Consider the following 19,465-nt stretch of genomic DNA (forward strand, 5'->3'; position numbering starts at 1 on the left):
GGACCGCAGCAGACACCATGCGGGCCAATTCGAACTATGCCAGCAATGAATATTTCCTGCCCGTCATGGGCCTTATCTTTCTTCGTCACGCCTACACACTGGTCAAATAACCAGATCAAGGACCCATTCCCCCGACTTATAAACCGCGAGATACCACTATGAGCCTCGAAGGTCAGAACCGCGACAACAAATCACTCCGGGTCATTACCGGAAAAACCGCCGACTGGCAGGAGTTGGCCAAGGATTGTGTTTCCTTTGCCAATGCACAGGGCGGGCGTTTGTTCATCGGGATAGAAGATGGCGAGACCGAGCCTGATGCCGGTCAGCGTGTTCCAGCTGAGCTGATCGAAAAGGTTCGTGTTCGTATTGGTGAATTGACGGTCAACGTGGCTGTTGCAGTGCGGCTTTGCCGATCGAAAGTCACAGGGGGTCATCCAACCGATCCGTAGCCGATATCGCCTTTGCCTCGGGATTCGGTTCCATCCGCCAATGCAACGACGCATTCAGGGACATGTTCGGCAGAACCCCCACCCAAATCCGCAAACGATCCGGGTCGTCCAAAACCAGGGACAACACCACGCTTTTGCTGCGCTACTCCCCTCCTTTTGATTTCGAGCAACTGCTTGACTTCATGCACCCCAGGGCCGTGAAGAACGTTGAACTGGTCACGCGGGACAGCTACAGCCGCACCTTCCGTACGGTAGTGACGCGCGGTTACTTTACGGTGCGCGACAATCCCTCCGAATCCGCGTTGGAACTCTCCATTGTCTGCGACAACATCAAGTGCTTCATGGAAGTGCACAACCGCGTCCGGCGGATGTTCGACCTGGACACGGATTTCACGGCCATCAACGATCGTTTCGTCAATGACGAGTTGTTGTCCAGGGGGATGGAGAAGGGCCACGTCCCGAGGATGCCGGTGGCCTTCAATCCGTTCGAGGCCATGGTCCGTGCCATTGTCGGCCAGCAGATAACCGTCAAGGCCGCCACCACGATCGCCGGGCGTATTGCCAACACCGCGTCGATCAAGACGGCTGGAGGATTTCCTGACGGACTGGCTTATTTTTTTCAAATGCCGAGGAGCTCATGAACCTGAATCTCGAAGGCCTCGGTATGACCCACATCCGGCAAAGGACCTTGCGTACGGCAACACGGGCCGTCCTCGACAAGATCTTGTCTCTTTCGCCGGACCAGAGTTTCGAGTCCTTCCACGCATCCTTTGTTGCGCTCAAGGGTATAGGTGACTGGACGGCCAACTACGTGGGCATGCGAGGACTGGGCATGATTGACGTTTTCCCGGCCGGGGATCTCGGGATCATCAAGGCCATGACCCGGGGCGGAAAAAAACCGACCGTCCGGGACGTACGTACAAGAAGCGAAAGATGGCGTCCGTACAGGGCATACGCAACGTTGTGCCTATGGAACTCCATCAGGGAGGAGTGACGTGGAGTATTACACGAGGTTCGGGGCCCCCCTGTGCGGGATCATCCTGGTCGGCAACGAGGACGGGCTGACCAACCTGCACATGGATACGGGCGAGGGCAGACGTTCGTTCGTCATAGAGGACGCATGGATGCGCAATGACGAATTTTTCAGGGAGGCCAGGGAGCAGATTCTGGAATATTTCCAGGGCAAGCGGAGGGAGTTTTCCGTTCTCCTGAATCCGCAGGGGACGGTCTTTCAGAAGAAGGTCTGGCAGGCGCTTTGTGCCATCCCCTACGGCGAGGTGTGCAGCTATAAGGACATGGCTACTGCCATGGGCAACCCCGATGCGTCGCGGGCCGTGGGCATGGCCAATTCAAAAAACCCCATCCCGATCATCGTGCCCTGCCACCGGGTCATAGGCTCCAACGGCACGCTGACCGGCTTTGCCCACGGGGTCAGGGCCAAACAGAAATTGTTGGATCTGGAAAAATCACTCATCAGGGGATGATCCCCGAAGGAATCGTATGTACGCAGTCATATTCGAAGTATGGCCGACCGAGGAAGGCACGGCCGAATATCTTGAGATCGCCGCAAAGCTCAAATCGTTTCTGGCCGATCAGGAAGGATTCGTTTCCATCGAACGCTTCAAGAGCCTTGCGGAAGAAGGCAAGCTGCTGAGTCTGTCTTTCTGGGAAAGTGAAGCCGCTATCGAGAAATGGCGCAACATGCTCGAGCATCGTCATGGGCAGCAAAAAGGCAAAGAGGAGTTGTTCCATTCCTACCGGATTCGTGTCGCCGAGGTCGTCAGGGACTATACACATGCCCGGCAACAAGATGCCGGCATTCATGTCGGTGGCCGGCATCGGTAACCCGGTTTTCTGGTGAAAAATCGCGACAATATGGTCTTTCAATCAGCGAACGTCCGTTTATCGCTGTCTTGCAATCATGACATTTTCACAGCCCCGTCTTCCCACTTGGTTTCATGTCGTGCCCCTTCAGGGCACAGGTTTTTATCATACCGATACCCAGGGCGTTGCCCTGGGCTGGTATGTCTTGCCCCTTTGGGGCATCAACGAACGGCATACGTACACTTTTGCCGGATGTGCCGAAGAAATTTTGTAACTATCAGCCTTCAAAAAAGACATTTCGGCCCTTGCAGCTCTTCATTTCCTGGTATTCCGTGGAAATTTCCCCGATAAGATATTCCCAGAATTCTTTTTTGGCGACCGATTCCCTGAACAGGGAAACCGGCAGGAATCGTTGCATCTCCCGAACAAAATCGTCGCGTAAACCCGGCTCATGGAGCAGCGCGTCCACCCGTTGCCCCAGAAGGGCAAAAAAGAGTGCAGGGGCGTAGTTCCGGTCTTCCAGCTTCTGCAGCACCAGTGTCCTTGAGAGCTCGATGCCCTGCTGCCTGAGCCACACCAGATCCCAGAGATCACGATTTTTCATACGGTTTGGGCGGAGGGCAAGGGCCAGGATCTTGTCCGCAAAGATTTCCTCGCGGCTCTCGGCCTGGAGGATGAGACCGCTCGTGCCCATGTCCACACTGTAATGGTTCCGGAGCATCATGGGCTTTCGGTCGTGGCTGGGGATGGAGCAGATGTCGATGTGAATCCGCTGAGCCGGGAGACTCGTACTTCCCGGATGGGTGATCATCCTGAGTTTCCAGGTAACCACATTTCCCCCTTCCCTTCTGGGTTCGGCAACCTCGACGGGGAGGGAGTATTTGTCCTGCAGGCGCGTACACAGGGTTTTTCCCAGATGTACGAGATCTGTTTTTGTCAAATCCGCTCCTCCGGTGAAGTCGAGATCCTCACTCAGCCGTCTGGAACCATAGCACGCCCTGAGACAGGTTCCTCCGATGAAGGTGAGTCGCTCCAGCAGCCCGGCAGAACTCATCTCCCGCAGAATATCGTGGTGCAGGATTTCCTTTTCCACGACCGGCTGCAACACGGCCATATCCTTGTTGTCACGCAGTGCCTGGGTAACGAGTTTTTCAAATAGATTCATGAGCCACCTCCCAGTCGATCAGATCCATGCTCCGTCTGGTTCTGCGCATATCTTCGAGGGCCTGGGGAATCGATGCCCGCCACAGATGAATCCGGGGATCATAGGTCAGGTGGGGAGCGAGTTTTTCAGGCCTCTGCTCCGTGTGGATACATTCGATATGCCCCCACGATCCGCAATCGATACAATTGCTGCGGCCCGAGGACATGACCGTGATCCAGTTCATCATCACCTGGGAGATGACGCCCGCATCGCTGAGAACACTCTCAAGGCTCAGGTAATTGAAAAAACCGGCTCGCAACCGTGCTGCAGCGTGAAAAAGGACCAGGCCGGCGGGATAATCGACCCCGGGATACAGATACAGCCCCCGGCAGATCCGCTGGAGCAATCCCTGTTTTTCAACCCTGCTGACAAGGGTCTTGAACGCTGAAGCGGATAATGCGGGCAGGGCAGCCTTGAGATCGGAGAGCGTGAAGAGATACCGCTTTGGTCCGGCAAGGTGTTCGAGGGTTCTGCTCAGTTGTCTGATGGGTTGCATGGAACGATCTCCTGCACACAAGGTTTCACTTTGTGTAACCTTGTGTCAACCACTTCCATGGTTTTTGCCACGAAAATATTCCATTTCTACAGGAAGGACTCAGGGACTACACACATGCCCGGCAACAAGATGCTGGTACTCGTGTTGGTGGCCGGGATCGGTAACCCGGTTTTCTGAATTTTCAGCATATCCCGGTCTGTGCTGGAGTGCGTCCCGCCACAACGTATGCTCGGGATATCTTGGGCCCATTGTCATTTACAGGGGATATCTGTTCGTGGCCGGGCTGTGTGTCGGATATGTCCGGGTGCCTGTTTGAGCCTGCGTCACGAAAAAATACTTGTCAGGACATTATCCGGACATTATAGAACACGTGTACACACAAAATAGGAGGCGAACATGCCTGCAGTAAAAGTGACAAAGAATGAGAGGATTGATGTCCGGACGAGCAGTTCCGTTAAATTGCTCCTGCAAGAAGCCGCCCGTGTCAGTCATAAAAATGTCAGTGAATTTTTGTTGGATGTCGGGATCACTGCAGCTAATCAGGCTCTTGCCGACCGAAGACTCTTTGCTCTGGATGACACGCAGTGGGCAGCATTTGAGCAGGCATTGGATCGTCCTGTTCAAGACAAACCGCGTCTTAAGGAGCTGCTCTCCACACCAGGACTGCTTGAATGAAAAAGGCATACGAGCCGGTACGAAAGCTCTCGGCCACGGATATTGTTGATGGTTTTGATTGCAGTCAGGCAGCACGTAACTTGTTTTTGCAACGGCATGCCCTGATAAACCAGAAGGCAAACAGTGCGCAGACGTATGTGTGCTGCTGTGAAAATGTTGTGGTTGGATATTATAGTCTGGCCGTTGGAAGCGTTGTTCATGAAGCCGCACCGCATCGAGTCCTGAAAGGCTTAGCTCGTCACCCTGTTCCGGTAATGATTTTGGCTCGTTTGGCAGTGGATACCGGTCATCAAAGCTTGGGACTTGGACGAGCCTTGCTGAAGGATGCCTTGCTGCGCACAGTTCAGGCTGCAGATATTGCAGGAATTCGAGCGTTATTGGTCCATGCCAAGGATGAATCGGCACGGAAATGGTATGCTTCCTGGAATTTTGACCCCAGCCCGACCGATCCATTTCACCTTTTTTTGCTCCTTAAAGATCTCAAAAAAATACTGGGTAGCGATTAAGAAGATAGGGACGAAACGTATAAACGAAAATTTCTGTTGCTCAGACGCGAGAAGGGCCGGGGAAGAATCCCCGGCCCTTCTCGCGTTGGTGCCTTTATAAAAAATCTATATTTTCAACATGAAATAAAAAACTAAGGCCTATTTATCCTGAACCGGATACCAGGTCTCGAACAGAGGCGTCACATCCATTCCCGGTTCAGCCTGGGCCACAGGATAGGCAAGGCCGTTGTTCTTCAGTGTTTTGAGTCCCTTGACCGTGCGTTCCAGCCGATCTGCGGGCAGGGCGATGACCATTTCGTCGTTGTTCACCAGACCGAAGCCTCTTTCGCCCACGCAGGGGAGGCAGAGAGACGGCTTGCCCGTGGCCACGCAGCGGGGCAATGCATCGGTACACGAGCCTTCGCCGGTGAAGGAGGACTGGACCGGTTCGTACGTGTAGTACTGCAATCCGTTCATGAGCAGGGTCATCTGTCCGCCGTTGGCGTAGATGAGCAGATATTCCGGCTCATATTTTTCTTCATCAAGGGGGCTCAGCACAAGGGCCTCGATGGCCGAGGGCTGGGGGTAGCCGGAAAGGGCCTCTTTGGCGGTTCCATAATCGGCGAACCAGAATCCGGTGAATCCCTTGGCTTCCCTGTCAATCTGCTCATCATCGGCAGGTGCCAGTCCCTGGACCCGGAGACAGCGGTAAGAAAGCTGCATTTTTTCAGCCAGAGGCGTGGCGTCTTCCTTGGTGATACCGATGGTCCTGCCCTGCTTCCGGACAAGGTAGGGCAGCTGGCAGTAGGTGAATCCCCCCTTGGGCTTTTCAACGCCGGGGATGTCCCTGAGGCCTTCCTTCTTTTCCATTCTCTTGACGGAAACAATGCGGGAATCGAGTTGCAGAAGTTCGGTCAGGTCGTTTGAGAGTTCTTTCCAGTTGGTCATTGTGAGCTCCTTGTAGGTGAATGATGACTGTTGTGCATTTCAAAAAAATCATACTTACAGAATGGTCTGTAGGGGCACCCCTTGCGGGTGCCCTTTTGGATCATCTCCCGGTATTGGACCACCCATTCCTCAAAAAGGGCGACCGCAAGGGTCGCCCCTACGAATTCTGGGTGGTAACTGTCGGAATGCGGTAATTTCGCTCCTGTTACCGTCCCATGGCGTAGAATTCGTCATCGGGATGCACGGCCAGAAAATTCATCATGCGGTTGGAAAGGTTGAAAAACGAGGTGATGGCCGCGATGTCCCAGATGTCTTCGTCGCTGAATCCGTGGGTGCGCAGGGTTGCGAAATCGTCCGCGTTGATACACCGGGCATCCGTGGTCATCTTCATGGCAAAATCGAGCATGGCCGTCTGACGGGGGGTGAGGTCTGCTCCGCGGTAGTTCACCGCCACCTTGTCGGAGATAGTGGGATCGCCGGTTTCCAGCCGGAGAACCGCGCCGTGGGATGCCACGCAGTACACGCATCCGTTGTGGCAGGAATGCGCCACGATGATCATCTCCCGGTCGGCCGCGCTCAGGCCGCTTTCCTTGTTCATCACCGCGTTGTTGTAGGCCAGAAAGGCGCGGAATTCGTCAGGCCGGTGTGCCAGGGCCATGAGCACATTGGGGATGAATCCCAGTTTCTCCTGAAAGGCGAGGACGGTTTCCTTGATGTCCTCGGGCAGGTCGTTCAACCGGGGCACGGGGTAGCGGCTGATGGCTTTTGCTTCACTCATGATTGACTCCTTGTGGGTGTATTTTTTTTCCATGGTTCCTCCTGATGGTATAGTGACCATCCGTCATTCAATGTTCGATTAACTCTGTAATTGACGTGCGCCGTGTAAAAGAGCAGGTAGGCCCTACACACATTTTGTGCAAGTAGGCACTAATTATTGGCGTAGTATCAAAAAATATACTAATGGGAGAATCCATGCGACACGAGACATACAGATGTAACAAGGGGTGCCCTGTGGAGGCGACGCTGGAGGTGATCGGCGGGAAATGGAAAGGGGCCATCCTCTACCATCTGCTGGAAAGGACGTACCGTTTCGGCGAACTCAAACGGACCATGCCCAGCATCACCCAGCACACGCTGACCAAGCAGCTCCGCGAACTGGAGGCTGCAGGGCTCGTCAATCGCAAGGTGTATGCGGAAGTTCCGCCCAAAGTGGAATACTCGGTTACGGAAAAGGGGGAGGGGCTCAGGGAGATCATTACGATGATGCGGGATTGGGGGAGGAAGAATTTTGATCTGTAGGTTGCCTCGGAAGGAGGCGTGAAGGGCGGGGAAGGGAAAGGCAAGGAGACGGGAGACAGGACACAGTATTGCAGGCGTGATTGCCAATCCAGGCAGGGTCACGGTTTTTTTTCATCCTCCTGGATTTCGGACATGGTTCCCCCGGTTCCGTCTGATACCTCCCTGATATTCCAGTATTCATGACGAACGGTCCGCAGGGGATCGAGAATCTGTTCGTAGGCCTGCTGCATGAGGTCGAGGCAGGATGCGAATTCTGCAGCATCCATATCTCCTTCCCCGATCATCTCCTGCATCAGTCCGATATGCATGCCGATGGACATCAGCGGGATGTTGATCTTGTCGCTCAAGCCTCCGCTGATTTTTTTGACCGATTCCAAGGTGATGGCCGATCATCTCTCCTCGGTTTTTGCCTGTCATCTCGCAAAAGGCCCGGTTGGCGTAGATGATTCTTTCGTCCGCAAGTACGACCACGCCCTGATCAAGAGAGAAAAGCACATTCCTGTAGTTGACAGGGTTGGACGCCGCGATGATTTCTTCAAGCTGGTTGTCTTTTGGGAAGGTCATATACTGGTCATGGTTCGGGTTGATGAACAAGAGTTTCCGCCTCGCTGCCGTTGTATCCAGAGAGTTGAAAACCCATGGAACCGGAATGATCCACCCGAATAATTAATGGATTCAACCGGAGATCCAACAACCTGCTGGCCGAATTCAGGTCCAACATCACCCTGCTTCTGGATCTCTATGGTCTGTTCGAGAACGATGCCGTGTATGCTGCCAATGTGGATTCCAGCTTTCTGGAACGCAGCCAGCGGTTGGGATGGCTCACTTCCATGGCCCATTTTCTCAAGAAGAACCAGGGCAAGCTGACCATGAACCAGATCAAGAATGTGAACCGGTTCGTGAGCAAGGAGCGTTATCTGTTCAGGTTTTAAGGCGAAGAGAGACAAAGTAGAGCCTTCGCGTTCGACTCCCGTTTTTTCGATTTGCCCTTCAATCGGGCCACACACTTTAACGGCCTGTTAATCAAACAGGGTATTTTACAAAATTCGCCCATTCGTATGGAGATATAACAAGGGGCCCTGGATAGAGTATCCAAGGCCCCTTTCAGATGTGCCTGCAAAAAGTACTTTTTGCAGGCGGTGTTAGGTTGGTAAGTTTTAAGCAAAACCAGATAGTTCGCTCTCATAAATTTTCAGGATTTGGCGACGAGGGCATCTTTTGCAATCGTATCCTTTCATAGGGAGATTGGTACACGCGGCTGAGATCCGTCAGGTCGGCTCATTTTTGAACTTCCATATGTTCTGCCTTTTGCAATTTTCGAAACACCGTGCTCCTGTTCACATCGAGCGCCTTGGCTGCTTTGGGGATGGAGCCGTGGATTTGGACCGCGTTTTTAAGAATGTGGGTTTCGAATTCGGTCACTATCTCCTTGAAACTCTTGCCGCTGCAATCACCCAGCCCTATGTTGACGGTTTCGGAAGTGCTTTCCACGGTGCTTTTGGCCACCATGGAGGCGGGCAGATCCTCCACCTGGATCATGTTGTTGTCGCAGGTGACCACCAGGCTGTGGATCAGATTTTCCAGTTCGCGCAGATTTCCCGGCCATGCATAGTTGAGCATGATTTCTTCGGCCATGGAGGAGAGGGTGACCTGCCGTTTGTAGCGTCTATTGAACTGTTTGATGAAGAAATAGATGAGCTCGATGAGATCTTCGCTCCGTTCCCGCAACGGGGGGATATTGATGACCGCCACGCGTAACCGGTAGAAGAGATCGCTCCTAAAATTTCCCTTTTCCACTTCTTCGGCCAGGTTGCGATTGGTGGCCGCAATGACCCGAACATTGATTTTCTTGGCGGACGTGGCACCTATGCGCTGAATCTCTCCGTCCTGGAGAACCCTAAGCAGCTTGCCCTGCATGGCCAGAGGGAGTTCTCCTATCTCATCCAGAAACAGAGTCCCCTTGTCGGCCATTTCAAACAGTCCCAGCTTGCCCTTGGAGTCGGCTCCTGAAAAGGCCCCTGGAGCATACCCGAAGAGTTCCGACTCGATGAGGTTTTCTGGAATGCAGGTGCAGTCGACCTTGAAAAAGGATTTGTCCTTTCGCGGACTGTTGGTGTGCAGCTCCTTGGCCATGACGTCCTTTCCCACCCCGGTTTCACCCAGATAGAGCACCGTGGCATCGGTTTTGGCTACCTTGCGGACCTGCTTGAAGAGTCGCTGCATGGCCTTGCTTTTGGGGGTCAGGTACAGGGAAGAATTGTCCTGCTTGATATTCTGCTGGAAGGAATCAATCAGCTGGCGCTGGGCCGAAACCTGATCCTTGAGCTGGGAAATCAGAGCAATATCTCGGACATAGGTGACCACCATCTCCACGTCATCGTCATAATCGAAAATGGGATGGGCAACCAAAACTACCTTGCGGGTCTTGCTGTTGATCTGCACGGCGGTCACGGTTTTCTTCTTTTGGACCACTTCAGGATTGAGGGCCAGATCGAAGATGCCTGTCTCTACCAGCTCGGCAACATTTTTTCCGAGCAGATCCCTGGCCTTCAACCCGGTGAGATTCTCGTACATGGAGTTCACGGCCAGGGTTACCCCATTTTTGTCGGTGATATAGATACCGTCGTTCAAGGTATCGAAGATATGGCACAGATAGGTCGAGATGAGACTTTTGCGTTCCTGAAGGATATGTTCCTGGTGGATGTTGCTAGTCATCGTGTAAGGTCCTCGTTAAAGGGAAGGTCGAGGCTGGTAGTGTCCTGATGCTGCCGTAAAATTACACCAAAACCAGTTAGAAATATTGTGTTTCTATAGAATCTCTGATCCACGCTACGACCCGTAGGGGCACCCCTTGCGGGTGCCCTTTTGGCGAGTAGGCCCAGCGTTGAGACGTTGCCTGGATTGGGCACCCGCAAGGGGTGCCCCTACGATTAAAGCCAAGAACGGTTCAGCAAAAAAACGGCCAGAATTGATTTCATTTTTTGGTATCAACCTTGCTGAGGGTGCTGCATTCGGTGTGCAAACTCAACAGGAGATATACTCATGAATGTCATCGATTTCAGGTTCAGACCCCACACCCCGGAAGTGGTCAGCGGTATTGCAGGCAGCAAGATGTTCAAGGATCTTTGCGAGGCCATCAACTTTGACAAGTGCAAACCCGAAGCGTTTGATGCCATCATCAAGGGCATGGATGCAAACACTATCATCAAGGCCGTCATCACCGGTCGCGATTGCGAAAGCACCTATGCTTCCATGGCCAACGGGAATGGCAGCCTGCTGGAATTCTGTGAAAAATGCCCTGAAAAATTCATCGGCTTCTGGGGCATGGACCCTCACAAGGGCATGGCCGCTGTTCGGGATCTGGAACAGGCCGTGACCAGGAACGCCTCCATTCAGGGCGCGGCCATCGATCCCTATCTGGCCAAGATCTATCCCAATGACGCCCGGTACTATCCCATCTACGCCAAGTGCTGCGAGCTGGAGATTCCCGTCATCATGACCACGGGTACGGCCAGCTTTGTTCCGGGTGCTGTGATCGATCACGTTGCCCCGCGGTACATCGACTTCGTGGCCCGGGATTTCCCCGAGCTCAAGATCATCATGAGCCACGGCGGATATCCCTGGGTGGATGAAGCCATCATCGTCACCCAGCGCAACAGGAACGTGTTCATCGAGATATCCGAATACGAGCTCTGGCCCCATGCAGAAGCGTATACCAAGGCAGCCAACGAACTTATCGCCGACAAGATGCTCTTTGCCTCAGCCCATCCGTTCATCGACTACCGGGAACAGCTGGAAAAATACGCCAATCTTCCCTTTGAAAAAGAGGTGTACGAGAAGGTCATGTACGCCAATGCGGCCCGGATTCTGGGGTTGTAGGCGGTTGCAAGCGGGCGAACACACAGGTTCGCCCCTTGTATGTTAGTTCCAAGACAAAGGAATACTGGCAGAAAGTAGCCCCCCTCCCGTAGTTCAGGGAGGGGCTGGGGGAGGGTTTCAAACTGCTGGAGAAAAGCACCGATTATACGACCCGCCCCTAACCCCGCCCCGCCCTCATGCATGAGAGCGGGGTGGGGGATTACTTTGTTCCATAATCTGAGAATGTACTGAAAACTTGATTTCGAGAATCTGGCCAAGGTATGCTTACTTCGGAAAAAACAAGATGAACTCGCTCATCATCCCCAAAGAGGAAACTCTTTGGGGATTTTCTATTGTATATCGTGTGGTTATGCCAAAGATGCGTTTTTGCACCACGATGCATTTCTGCACCGCTACCCTATTTGTCCGGGATATGGAAGTTTCACAGCGAAACGTGATTTTTGGCACAAGAAATCGGTGCGCTTTTGCACCATTCCCTGAAAAATTCCTGTTGCCAGTGCATGCCTAGGCTTGCTGAAAAATGCCGAAACCTGAAAAATCATAAAAAAGTCTGTTTTACCGATAGCCTGGAGAACATCTGACCCCGTGGTATACCTCTTGCTGTTGTTTGGGAAAATGTTCTAACCCGAAACTGACACGAATCGAGGGGGACCGATGATTGACCGTAAAACGTGGCTCTATGTAGCTTTGTTTGTTGGCTGGGCGATCGCTATCCTGGGTATCCGTACCTATGACAGAAGTGCCCAGGCCGATGTTCTGAAGATCCGCCTGGCCCATCCCATGGCACCGGGGAACAATGTGACTCTGGGGTATGAAAAGTTCGCCGAACTGGTAAAGGAAAAGTCAGACGGCAATATCCTCGTGGAGGTCTATGGAAGCTGCATGCTCGGTTCGGATCGTGTGGGCATGGAATCCGCTCAGAGTGGTTCTTTGGAAATGGCCTCCAGCTCTTCGCCGAATATGGCCAATTTTTCCAACGACTTCATGATCTTCGATCTCCCCTACGTCACTGACATCAAGTATCAGAAAAATCTCTACGACGCCCTGGATAACGGGCCGCTGGGCAAATATTTCGACAATCTGGCCGAGAAGATCAATCTCCGTCCGGTCATGTTCAGTGAATACGGATACCGTAACTTCGTGACCACGGGAAAGCCCATCTCCACGGCCGACACGGTCAAGGGGCTCAAGGTTCGCGTCACCTCCTCGCCCGTAGAGATCGCCACGGCCGAAGCCCTGGGTATGAGCCCGACCCCGGTGGCCTGGGGGGAAACCTACACCGCCATGCAGCAGGGGACGGTGGACGGCGAAGGCAATACTTTTTCTCTGCTCTGCGACGCCAAACACAATGAAGTCATCACGTCGGCCGTGGATTCCCGCCACAACTACAGCATGCATATGCTCATGGTGAACAACGAGTTCTGGAAAAAGCTCGCGCCCGAGCAGCAGCAGACCATTTCCGAGGCCGCTCACGAGGCCCTTGTCTACCAGCGCGGTATCACCCGGGATCTTGAAGATGCCGCTACCAAAAAATTCCAGGATCAGGGCATCGATGTCCATTTCCTGAATGCCCAGGAGCTTCAGGCTTTCAAGGACAAGACCCGTTCCGTCTGGGAGAAATATCGCAGTGAGATCCCTGCCCAGCTTTTCGATATGGTGGGCGCTACCCAGACCGAGGACTATGTGGCTGTGGGCGATACCGGGTCCGGCAAGGCCAAAGACCTTCAGGTCGCTGAAGTCACTGTTCAGTAATTTTTGAGAGATACGAGGAAACGACATGCTTGCACATACAATGGATTCCCCAAACGAAACCAGGGGCTTTGTATCCTGGCTGGACGAAAATCTCGAGAAACCTTTTCTGTTTGCCGGCCTTCTGGCGATCATCTTCATCATCACCTGGCAGACCCTGTCCCGGTATATACTGGCCAAAGTCACGGGCAATGCCAGTGCCGGTGCATGGTCCGAAGAGCTGGCCCGGTTCATCTTCATCTGGATCTCCTATCTGGCCATTCCTCTTGCCATCAAGAACCGGGAGAACATCCGGGTGGATATCCTGTTCGACCGTCTTTCCCAGCGGTGGCAGGGGATTTTCTGGATCGTCAACGATCTCTGTTTTCTGGTTCTGGGCGTGGTCGTGACCTTTCTCGGGGCTGACAAGCTCAGAATACTCACCGAATATCCTCAGATAGCTCCCGGCCTGAACATCACCTATGCCATTCCCTACGCTATTTTGCCCATAGGATTTGCCCTCATGTGTCTGAGGCTCGGGCAGGATATCTACAAACAATACATGAAGACCGGGCTGAACGATTCCCTGCTCGGCGTTCTGATCACTGCGGTACTCTTCACCCCGGTGCTCATCGGCGTGAAATTCAGCGCTCCCGCCCTGCTCTTCGGCTACTTCCTGGTCTTCATCGCCATCGGCGTGCCCATCGGCATCAGCCTCGGCCTGGCCGCCCTGGTGACCATTGCTGTCTCGGGAACCCTTCCCGTGGCCTACATCGCCCAGACCGCGTTCACGTCCATTGACAGTTTTCCCATCATGGCCATTCCCTTTTTCATTGCTGCGGGCATCTTCATGGGGGCCGGCGGACTCTCCACCCGACTCCTCAATCTGGCTGACGAACTTCTCGGGCCCCTACCCGGTGGCATGGCCCTGGCCACCATTGCCACGTGCATGTTTTTTGCCGCCATTTCCGGTTCCGGTCCGGCCACGGTTGCGGCCATCGGTTCTTTGACCATTCCGGCCATGATCGAACGCGGGTATGACAAGTTCTTCTCCTGCGCCGTAGTTGCTGCGGCCGGAGCCATCGGGGTCATGATTCCTCCCAGCAACCCCTTTGTCATCTACGGTGTGGCCGCCCAGGCCTCCATCGGCAACCTCTTCATCGCCGGTATCGTGCCCGGCGTGCTCACCGGCCTGGTGCTCATGGGCTTTAGCTACTTCTACTCCAAAAAGAAGGGGTGGATGGGTGAAGAAAAAGAACGTTCCGCGAGTTCCATTTTCAAGGCCTTCTGGGATGCCAAGCTGGCCCTCATGGTCCCGGTTATCGTGCTGGGCGGTATCTACGGCGGGCTCATGACTCCCACCGAGGCGGCAGCCGTGGCAGCCTTCTACGGGCTGATCGTGGGGCTGTTCATCTACAAGGGACTCAACCGCGAAAATCTGGTTCAGACCTTCATGAATGTCTGTTCCACTTCGGCCATCGTCATCGTGCTCATGGCCATGGCCAAGGTCTTCGGCAATGTCATGACCATCGAGCAGATCCCCACAGCCATTGCCGATTTTATTCTCGGCCTGACCAGCAGTAAAATCGTCATTTTGTTGCTCATCAACGTTCTGCTCCTGTTCATCGGTACTTTCATGGAAGCCCTTGCCGCCATCGTCATCCTTGTCCCCATCCTTTTGCCCATTGTGGTCAAGGTCGGTGTGGACCCGATCCACTTCGGCATCATCATGGTCGTCAACCTGGCCATCGGATTCGTCACCCCGCCGGTGGGCGTCAACCTGTTCGTTGCCGCCGGTGTCGCCAAGGTCAAACTGGGGAACATCTCCAGGCAGATCGTCCCCATCCTGGCCCTGATGCTCCTGGTACTCATGGCCATCACCTATATTCCGGAGATATCCCTGTGCCTCATTGGCGGGTAGTTTTCGCGCGTCATCAATGAACAAATCCCCGGCGAAAGTCATTCCGCCGGGGATTTTTTATGGGAGCGTCAGCCGTATCTTGCATGGTATACAAGTGGATAACCCGTTATAGGTCCTCGTTTTTCGCCTGTTTCGTATTGTGGAACATGCGCACGGCTTGTCACGGAACGAGTCCCCCACCCTGGTAAGGGCGGGGTTAGGGGCGGGTCGTATAATCGGTGCTTTTCTTCCAGCCGTTTGAAACCCTCCCCCAGCCCCTCCCTGAACTACGGGAGGGGAGCTATATTGTGCCTGTAGTCGTTATATCCGGGATGGGTTCGAAGATGTTTTCACGCAAGAATGGTCCACCGCCAAAGGCATTTTTGGTAAAGAAGTAATCTTTTGGCGAATGATCGAGTTGTATTGTGGTATTTGGATGAACAAAGATTTGCTGATGTTTCCATTTTGCACCAACCCAACTCTGGGTGCAAAATCGCATCATTTCCTTTTATCCCTGTATCCCTTGCTCAAATCCGATCCCTTATATTTGCGATGCATTTTTGCACCATCCGGCATATCCTTTCCCTTCTTGCCGAATCATGGCTCGCACACGAATAAACATCATTATTTCAGTGTATTAAAACTGATTGTTTTTTTTGGCACAGGCTATGCTTCATGAGAAATCAACTCGCCCGGACCACGGGCCACACAAAGCTGCTGCCAAACATTCAATAGGAGACAGACGGATGGAATGCTGCCTTTCGCATCAGGAACAGATGTTGGAGAACAAGATCAAGGGTCTTGATAATCCCTACCGTGAGAACCACAAACGCGTGTTCAAAATTCTCGAGACCATCGAGAACCTGACCCCGTCCATCGACGTTCAACGTGCTCTGTACTTCACCCAGTCCATGAAGGAGACCGAAGGCCAGCACCTCACCCTGCGCTGGGCCAAGGCTCTGTACAATGTGGCCAAAAACATCTCCGTGTACATCGACGACGACAATCTGCTCTGCGGTCGCGCCGGTGCCCAGGGACGCTACGGCATCCTCTATCCCGAGCTGGACGGCGACTTTTTGGACATGGCGGTCAAGGATCTGCCCAATCGTGAGAATTCTCCCTTCACCCTGACCCAGGAAGATGCTGACACCATCATCAACGAGATCGCACCCTACTGGAAGGGCAAGACCTATCACGAGGACCTGAACAAGGCCTTTGCTCCCGAGACCCACGCCCTGACCTATGACGATCCCGACGGTCTGCATTCCAGATACATTGTCAACGAAACGTCCTCTTTCCGCTCCTGCCTCCAGTGGGTGCACGACTATGAAGTGGTTCTGAAACGCGGTTTCGGCGGCATCCGCGCTGAAATGCAGGAAAAACTGGATGCTTTGGACCCCTTCTCCCCCAAGGACAACACCGAGAAAAAGCCCTTCATCGAGGCCATCATCACCGTATGTGACGCCATCATCCTCTGGGCCAACCGTCACGCCGACCTGGCCGAGAAAAAGGCCGGCGAGGCAAAGGACGCAACCCGCAAGGCCGAGCTGCTGGAAATGGCCCGGATCTGCCGCAAGGTGCCCGAGCAGCCCGCAGAGACCTTTCACGAGGCCGTCCAGTCCCAGTGGTTCACCCAGATGTTCTCCCGCCTGGAGCAGAAGACCGGAACCATCGTCTCCAACGGCCGCATGGATATGTATCTCTATCCCTTCTACGAGAAAGACGTGGAAGAGGGCCGTCTGGACGAGATCAAGGCCATGGAGCTCATCGAGTGCATGTTTGTGGGCATGGCCCAGTTCATCGATCTGTACATCTCCCCGCAGGGCGGCGACTTCAACGAAGGCTACGCCCACTGGGAGGCCGTGACCATCGGCGGTCAGACCAGGAACGGTGTCGACTCCACCAACGAGCTTTCTTACCTTTTCCTGCGCTCCAAGCGAGAATTCCCCCACCACTATCCCGACCTGGCCGCCCGTATCCACGCCCGGGCACCCCAGCGGTTCCTGGCCGAGATCGCCGAGACCATCAAGGAAGGCTCGGGTTTTCCCAAGCTGATCAACGATGAGGAAGTCATTCCCCTGCATCTGGCCAAGGGTGCGAAGTTCGAGGAAATCTACGACTACTCCATCTCCGGCTGTGCCGAGATCCGCATGCCCAACCGCGACACCTATACCTCGGGTTGCGCGTACATCAACTTTGCCGCCGCTCTCGAGATGGTCATGTATAGCGGCAAGATGCTGAAATACGGTGAGGAGCAGCTCGCTCCTTCCACGGGCGACCCCTGCGCATTCAAGACCTTTGACGAGTTCCTGGAAGCCTACACCGTTCAGCACAGAAATCTGCTCAAGCATGCCTTTACCCAGCAGGCCCGGGTCATCGACCTGCGCAAGGACCACTTTGCCGCGCCTCTGGCCGATGCCATGCACGCCCTCTGCCGCAAGCATTGTGTGGACATCCACCAGCCCGATGTTCCCGAAGGCATCGATCTGGGATACTTCGAGGTTATCGGATACGGTACGGTCATCGACTCCCTGGCCGCCATCAAGAAGCTGGTTTTCGAGGACAAGAAGCTGACCATGGAGCAGATCGTCGAGGCCTGCAAAGCCGACTACAAGGGCCACGAAGATATCCAGGCCATGCTTCGGACCGCTCCCTGCTTCGGCAACAACGATCCCTACGCTGATGAGATCGGCAAGTATGTGGACTCCCTGAGCGTGGAATTTGCCGAAAAGTATCAGGACGAGCTGGGCGTGCACCTGGATGTCCGCTACGTGCCCTTCACCTCCCACGTCCCCTTCGGCCGCGTGGTCTCCGCAACTCCCAACGGTCGTGTGGCCTGGTACCCTCTGTCCGACGGCTCTTCGGCTTCCCACGGTGCGGACAAGAACGGCCCCACCGCCATTCTCATGTCCAACTACACCACCAAGAACTTTGACCACCGCGAGCGTGCGGCCCGCCTGGTGAACATCAAGTTCACGCCCAAATGTGTGGAAGGCGAGGAAGGCACCCAGAAGCTGGTCGACTTCATCCGCGCCTACTGCGACCTGCGCCTGTGGCATATCCAGTTCAACGTGATCAACGCCGACACTCTGATCAAGGCCCAGAAGAACCCCGAGCAGTACCGCAACCTGATCGTGCGTATCGCGGGATACTCCGCCTACTTCTGCGATCTGTCCAAGGATCTTCAGGATGACCTGATTGCGCGTACCGCGCATGAAATGATGTAAGGAGCAATCACCAGTAACGGGGCAGGGCAAAGGCCCTGCCCCGTTCTGTGCACCTGTTACCATCAAATGTGTAGGGGCACGGCGTGCCGTGCCCTGTTTGGCCGAGCCCCGGGAGACGAGGGCAAACAATTTTTATAGGATCAATCGATCCATGCCGTTATTTTTAAAAATTTCTCACAGGGACAAGGGGAAATACCATGAGCTCGATTTTGGATAAAAAGACCACAGGAACGGTATTCAGCGTCCAGAAATATTCTGTGCACGATGGGCCGGGCATACGAACCATTGTGTTCATGAAGGGGTGTCCTCTTCATTGTGCCTGGTGTTCCAACCCCGAATCCCAGGATTTCAAGCCTCAGATTGCCTACAACCGCAACAACTGCATCGGCGCGGACAAGTGTACCTTCTGTCTGGAGCGGTGTACCAGCGGGGCCATCACCGTGGGCGAGGACGGCAAGGTGGATATCGACCACGATCTGATCAAAAACGAACTGTTTCTGGCCGATGTCTGTCCGGGCAATGCCATCATTGTATACGGCGAAGATCAGAGTGTGGATACGGTTTTGAAGCGGGTCGAAGAGGACGAACGCTTTTACGCCCGTTCCGGCGGCGGCATGACCCTGTCCGGGGGCGAACCCTTTGCCCAGCCCCAATTCGCCCTGGCCCTGTTGCGCGAAGCCAAGCACCGGCGCATCAATACCGCCGTGGAAACCTGCGGTCAGGCCCCCTGGGACGTGATCGACGCCTGTCTGCCGTATGTGGATAACTTTCTTTTTGATATCAAATCAATGAATGATGAAAAGCACCAGGAAATGACCGGTCGAACTGGTGAGCAGATCCGGGAGAATCTGGTCCGCATCAAGGAAAAACATCCCGGCATGAAAATCAGAGTCCGCACTCCGGTCATCCCGGGTTTCAACGACACCGTGGACGACATCAGGGCCATCATCGACTTTGTGGATTGCCTGCCCGGCGAAAAATGCGAGTACGAGGCCCTGCCCTTCCACCGCATGGGTCAGCCCAAGTACACCAATCTGGGCAAGGTGTATCCCTATGCCGATATCGTGAAGCTGGACGACGACCTGGTTGTGGCCATCAAGAAGCTCGAAGAACAGTATAAGAACGGGGAATGGGATTCTTCGGCAAAAAGAGATGAAAAGCTGGCCTGTTAGAGTCTCAGGAAACGGGAGAAACGGAGACGGGAAAAGCTGTTTTAGGTTTTATGTTTTACGTGTTATGTAACGACGGAAAGATTTAAAGGCAGGGAGGCGGGACTCAAGGATACGTCATCCCGGACTTGATCCGGGATCTCATCCGCGTTGGCCTAGCATGGACGTTTTGGTCACCTCCC

Annotated in this window: 22 protein-coding genes; 16 read left to right on the forward strand and 6 right to left on the reverse strand. The window is 54.1% G+C overall.

Features of this window, described 5'->3' with window-relative positions; all coding sequences use genetic code 11:
* Window positions 1-158 precede the first annotated feature (158 nt).
* Genes ACY692_RS10775 through ACY692_RS10795 form a run of 5 tightly spaced genes read left to right on the forward strand, consistent with a single transcriptional unit; the run spans window position 159 to window position 2,294 of the window.
* Entirely contained in the window at window positions 159-449 is a 291-nt protein-coding gene (locus tag ACY692_RS10775) for an AlbA family DNA-binding domain-containing protein (RefSeq protein WP_462325367.1), read from the forward strand.
* Window positions 407-1,090, forward strand: coding sequence for an AlkA N-terminal domain-containing protein (locus tag ACY692_RS10780; RefSeq protein ID WP_462325368.1), 684 nt, complete (start codon window positions 407-409; stop codon window positions 1,088-1,090). The genes ACY692_RS10775 and ACY692_RS10780 overlap by 43 nt, the downstream gene beginning before the upstream one ends.
* Window positions 1,087-1,443 carry a DNA-3-methyladenine glycosylase family protein gene (locus ACY692_RS10785; protein ID WP_462325369.1) on the forward strand — a complete coding sequence of 119 codons (357 nt, stop codon included), beginning with the start codon at window positions 1,087-1,089 and terminating at the stop codon, window positions 1,441-1,443. Before ACY692_RS10780 ends, ACY692_RS10785 begins: the two co-directional genes overlap by 4 nt.
* Before the next feature lies 1 nt (window position 1,444).
* A complete protein-coding gene (locus ACY692_RS10790; RefSeq protein WP_462325370.1) occupies window positions 1,445-1,933 on the forward strand; it encodes a methylated-DNA--[protein]-cysteine S-methyltransferase in 489 nt (162 codons plus the stop codon).
* A gap of 16 nt (window positions 1,934-1,949) precedes the next feature.
* Entirely contained in the window at window positions 1,950-2,294 is a 345-nt protein-coding gene (locus tag ACY692_RS10795; RefSeq protein ID WP_462325371.1) for an antibiotic biosynthesis monooxygenase family protein, read from the forward strand.
* 256 nt (window positions 2,295-2,550) lie between these two features.
* Here the strand turns inward: ACY692_RS10795 and ACY692_RS10800 are convergent, their stop codons facing one another.
* Together ACY692_RS10800 and abiEi are read right to left on the reverse strand one after the other, a co-directional pair.
* The gene (locus ACY692_RS10800) at window positions 2,551-3,438 is read right to left on the reverse strand and encodes a nucleotidyl transferase AbiEii/AbiGii toxin family protein (RefSeq protein ID WP_462325372.1); all 888 of its coding nucleotides are present in this window, start codon (window positions 3,436-3,438) and stop codon (window positions 2,551-2,553) included.
* Window positions 3,425-3,973: a type IV toxin-antitoxin system AbiEi family antitoxin gene (abiEi, locus tag ACY692_RS10805; RefSeq protein ID WP_462325373.1), complete on the reverse strand. Its 549-nt coding sequence runs from the start codon at window positions 3,971-3,973 to the stop codon at window positions 3,425-3,427. The genes ACY692_RS10800 and abiEi overlap by 14 nt, the downstream gene beginning before the upstream one ends.
* Before the next feature lie 396 nt (window positions 3,974-4,369).
* On the opposite strand from abiEi, the gene ACY692_RS10810 reads away from it, so the two are divergent.
* Window positions 4,370-4,648, forward strand: a complete 279-nt coding sequence (locus ACY692_RS10810; protein WP_462325374.1) for a type II toxin-antitoxin system TacA family antitoxin — start codon at window positions 4,370-4,372, stop codon at window positions 4,646-4,648.
* Window positions 4,645-5,154: a GNAT family N-acetyltransferase gene (locus ACY692_RS10815; RefSeq protein WP_462325375.1), complete on the forward strand. Its 510-nt coding sequence runs from the start codon at window positions 4,645-4,647 to the stop codon at window positions 5,152-5,154. The genes ACY692_RS10810 and ACY692_RS10815 overlap by 4 nt, the downstream gene beginning before the upstream one ends.
* A gap of 138 nt (window positions 5,155-5,292) precedes the next feature.
* Here the strand turns inward: ACY692_RS10815 and ACY692_RS10820 are convergent, their stop codons facing one another.
* Both ACY692_RS10820 and ACY692_RS10825 read right to left on the reverse strand, forming a co-directional pair.
* On the reverse strand, window positions 5,293-6,081 hold the full coding sequence (locus ACY692_RS10820; RefSeq protein WP_462325376.1) for a DUF169 domain-containing protein: 789 nt from the start codon (window positions 6,079-6,081) through the stop codon (window positions 5,293-5,295).
* A gap of 205 nt (window positions 6,082-6,286) precedes the next feature.
* Window positions 6,287-6,859, reverse strand: coding sequence for a peroxidase-related enzyme (locus ACY692_RS10825; protein ID WP_462325377.1), 573 nt, complete (start codon window positions 6,857-6,859; stop codon window positions 6,287-6,289).
* A gap of 194 nt (window positions 6,860-7,053) precedes the next feature.
* Between ACY692_RS10825 and ACY692_RS10830 the strand changes: the two genes are divergently transcribed.
* A complete protein-coding gene (locus ACY692_RS10830; protein WP_462325378.1) occupies window positions 7,054-7,380 on the forward strand; it encodes a winged helix-turn-helix transcriptional regulator in 327 nt (108 codons plus the stop codon).
* Window positions 7,381-7,557: 177 nt separating this feature from the next.
* On the opposite strand, the gene ACY692_RS10835 is transcribed toward ACY692_RS10830, so the two are convergent.
* On the reverse strand, window positions 7,558-7,827 hold the full coding sequence (locus ACY692_RS10835) for a PAS domain-containing protein (RefSeq protein WP_462325387.1): 270 nt from the start codon (window positions 7,825-7,827) through the stop codon (window positions 7,558-7,560).
* Here ACY692_RS10835 and ACY692_RS10840 point away from each other — a divergent pair.
* Window positions 7,717-8,046: a hypothetical protein gene (locus ACY692_RS10840; RefSeq protein WP_462325388.1), complete on the forward strand. Its 330-nt coding sequence runs from the start codon at window positions 7,717-7,719 to the stop codon at window positions 8,044-8,046. The genes ACY692_RS10835 and ACY692_RS10840 overlap by 111 nt on opposite strands.
* A 98-nt stretch (window positions 8,047-8,144) precedes the next feature.
* The gene (locus tag ACY692_RS10845; RefSeq protein ID WP_462325379.1) at window positions 8,145-8,312 is read left to right on the forward strand and encodes a hypothetical protein; all 168 of its coding nucleotides are present in this window, start codon (window positions 8,145-8,147) and stop codon (window positions 8,310-8,312) included.
* Between the two features lie 346 nt (window positions 8,313-8,658).
* Here ACY692_RS10845 and ACY692_RS10850 read toward each other — a convergent pair whose 3' ends face one another.
* Window positions 8,659-10,095: a sigma-54 interaction domain-containing protein gene (locus tag ACY692_RS10850; RefSeq protein WP_462325380.1), complete on the reverse strand. Its 1,437-nt coding sequence runs from the start codon at window positions 10,093-10,095 to the stop codon at window positions 8,659-8,661.
* 327 nt (window positions 10,096-10,422) lie between these two features.
* On the opposite strand from ACY692_RS10850, the gene ACY692_RS10855 reads away from it, so the two are divergent.
* The 6 genes from ACY692_RS10855 (at window position 10,423) to hpsH (ending at window position 19,286) form a co-directional block, all read left to right on the forward strand.
* Window positions 10,423-11,259, forward strand: a complete 837-nt coding sequence (locus ACY692_RS10855) for an amidohydrolase family protein (RefSeq protein WP_462325381.1) — start codon at window positions 10,423-10,425, stop codon at window positions 11,257-11,259.
* Window positions 11,260-11,542: 283 nt separating this feature from the next.
* Window positions 11,543-11,767 carry a hypothetical protein gene (locus ACY692_RS10860; protein ID WP_462325382.1) on the forward strand — a complete coding sequence of 75 codons (225 nt, stop codon included), beginning with the start codon at window positions 11,543-11,545 and terminating at the stop codon, window positions 11,765-11,767.
* Between the two features lie 146 nt (window positions 11,768-11,913).
* On the forward strand, window positions 11,914-13,011 hold the full coding sequence (locus ACY692_RS10865; protein WP_462325383.1) for a TRAP transporter substrate-binding protein: 1,098 nt from the start codon (window positions 11,914-11,916) through the stop codon (window positions 13,009-13,011).
* Window positions 13,012-13,036: 25 nt separating this feature from the next.
* Complete coding sequence (locus ACY692_RS10870; protein ID WP_462325384.1) at window positions 13,037-14,908, forward strand: TRAP transporter large permease; 1,872 nt, start codon at window positions 13,037-13,039, stop codon at window positions 14,906-14,908.
* A gap of 725 nt (window positions 14,909-15,633) precedes the next feature.
* Window positions 15,634-18,114, forward strand: a complete 2,481-nt coding sequence (gene hpsG / locus ACY692_RS10875; protein WP_462325385.1) for a (2S)-3-sulfopropanediol dehydratase — start codon at window positions 15,634-15,636, stop codon at window positions 18,112-18,114.
* Between the two features lie 197 nt (window positions 18,115-18,311).
* Window positions 18,312-19,286 (forward strand): (2S)-3-sulfopropanediol dehydratase activating enzyme, encoded by a 975-nt coding sequence (gene hpsH, locus ACY692_RS10880; RefSeq protein ID WP_462325386.1) that lies wholly within the window; start codon window positions 18,312-18,314, stop codon window positions 19,284-19,286.
* The last annotated feature ends 179 nt before the right edge of the window (window positions 19,287-19,465 follow it).

The sequence above is a fragment of the Desulfoplanes sp. genome (assembly GCF_054921335.1).

Coding starts and splice junctions, on each gene's coding strand:
- ACY692_RS10775 (WP_462325367.1), top strand. CDS start 159: ATGAGCCTCGAAGGTCAGAACCGCGACAACAAATCACTCCGGGTCATT.
- ACY692_RS10785 (WP_462325369.1), top strand. CDS start 1,087: ATGAACCTGAATCTCGAAGGCCTCGGTATGACCCACATCCGGCAAAGG.
- ACY692_RS10795 (WP_462325371.1), top strand. CDS start 1,950: ATGTACGCAGTCATATTCGAAGTATGGCCGACCGAGGAAGGCACGGCC.
- ACY692_RS10800 (WP_462325372.1), bottom strand. CDS start 3,438: ATGAATCTATTTGAAAAACTCGTTACCCAGGCACTGCGTGACAACAAG.
- abiEi (WP_462325373.1), bottom strand. CDS start 3,973: ATGCAACCCATCAGACAACTGAGCAGAACCCTCGAACACCTTGCCGGA.
- ACY692_RS10810 (WP_462325374.1), top strand. CDS start 4,370: ATGCCTGCAGTAAAAGTGACAAAGAATGAGAGGATTGATGTCCGGACG.
- ACY692_RS10815 (WP_462325375.1), top strand. CDS start 4,645: ATGAAAAAGGCATACGAGCCGGTACGAAAGCTCTCGGCCACGGATATT.
- ACY692_RS10820 (WP_462325376.1), bottom strand. CDS start 6,081: ATGACCAACTGGAAAGAACTCTCAAACGACCTGACCGAACTTCTGCAA.
- ACY692_RS10825 (WP_462325377.1), bottom strand. CDS start 6,859: ATGAGTGAAGCAAAAGCCATCAGCCGCTACCCCGTGCCCCGGTTGAAC.
- ACY692_RS10830 (WP_462325378.1), top strand. CDS start 7,054: ATGCGACACGAGACATACAGATGTAACAAGGGGTGCCCTGTGGAGGCG.
- ACY692_RS10850 (WP_462325380.1), bottom strand. CDS start 10,095: ATGACTAGCAACATCCACCAGGAACATATCCTTCAGGAACGCAAAAGT.
- ACY692_RS10855 (WP_462325381.1), top strand. CDS start 10,423: ATGAATGTCATCGATTTCAGGTTCAGACCCCACACCCCGGAAGTGGTC.
- ACY692_RS10860 (WP_462325382.1), top strand. CDS start 11,543: ATGAACTCGCTCATCATCCCCAAAGAGGAAACTCTTTGGGGATTTTCT.
- ACY692_RS10865 (WP_462325383.1), top strand. CDS start 11,914: ATGATTGACCGTAAAACGTGGCTCTATGTAGCTTTGTTTGTTGGCTGG.
- ACY692_RS10870 (WP_462325384.1), top strand. CDS start 13,037: ATGCTTGCACATACAATGGATTCCCCAAACGAAACCAGGGGCTTTGTA.
- hpsG (WP_462325385.1), top strand. CDS start 15,634: ATGGAATGCTGCCTTTCGCATCAGGAACAGATGTTGGAGAACAAGATC.
- hpsH (WP_462325386.1), top strand. CDS start 18,312: ATGAGCTCGATTTTGGATAAAAAGACCACAGGAACGGTATTCAGCGTC.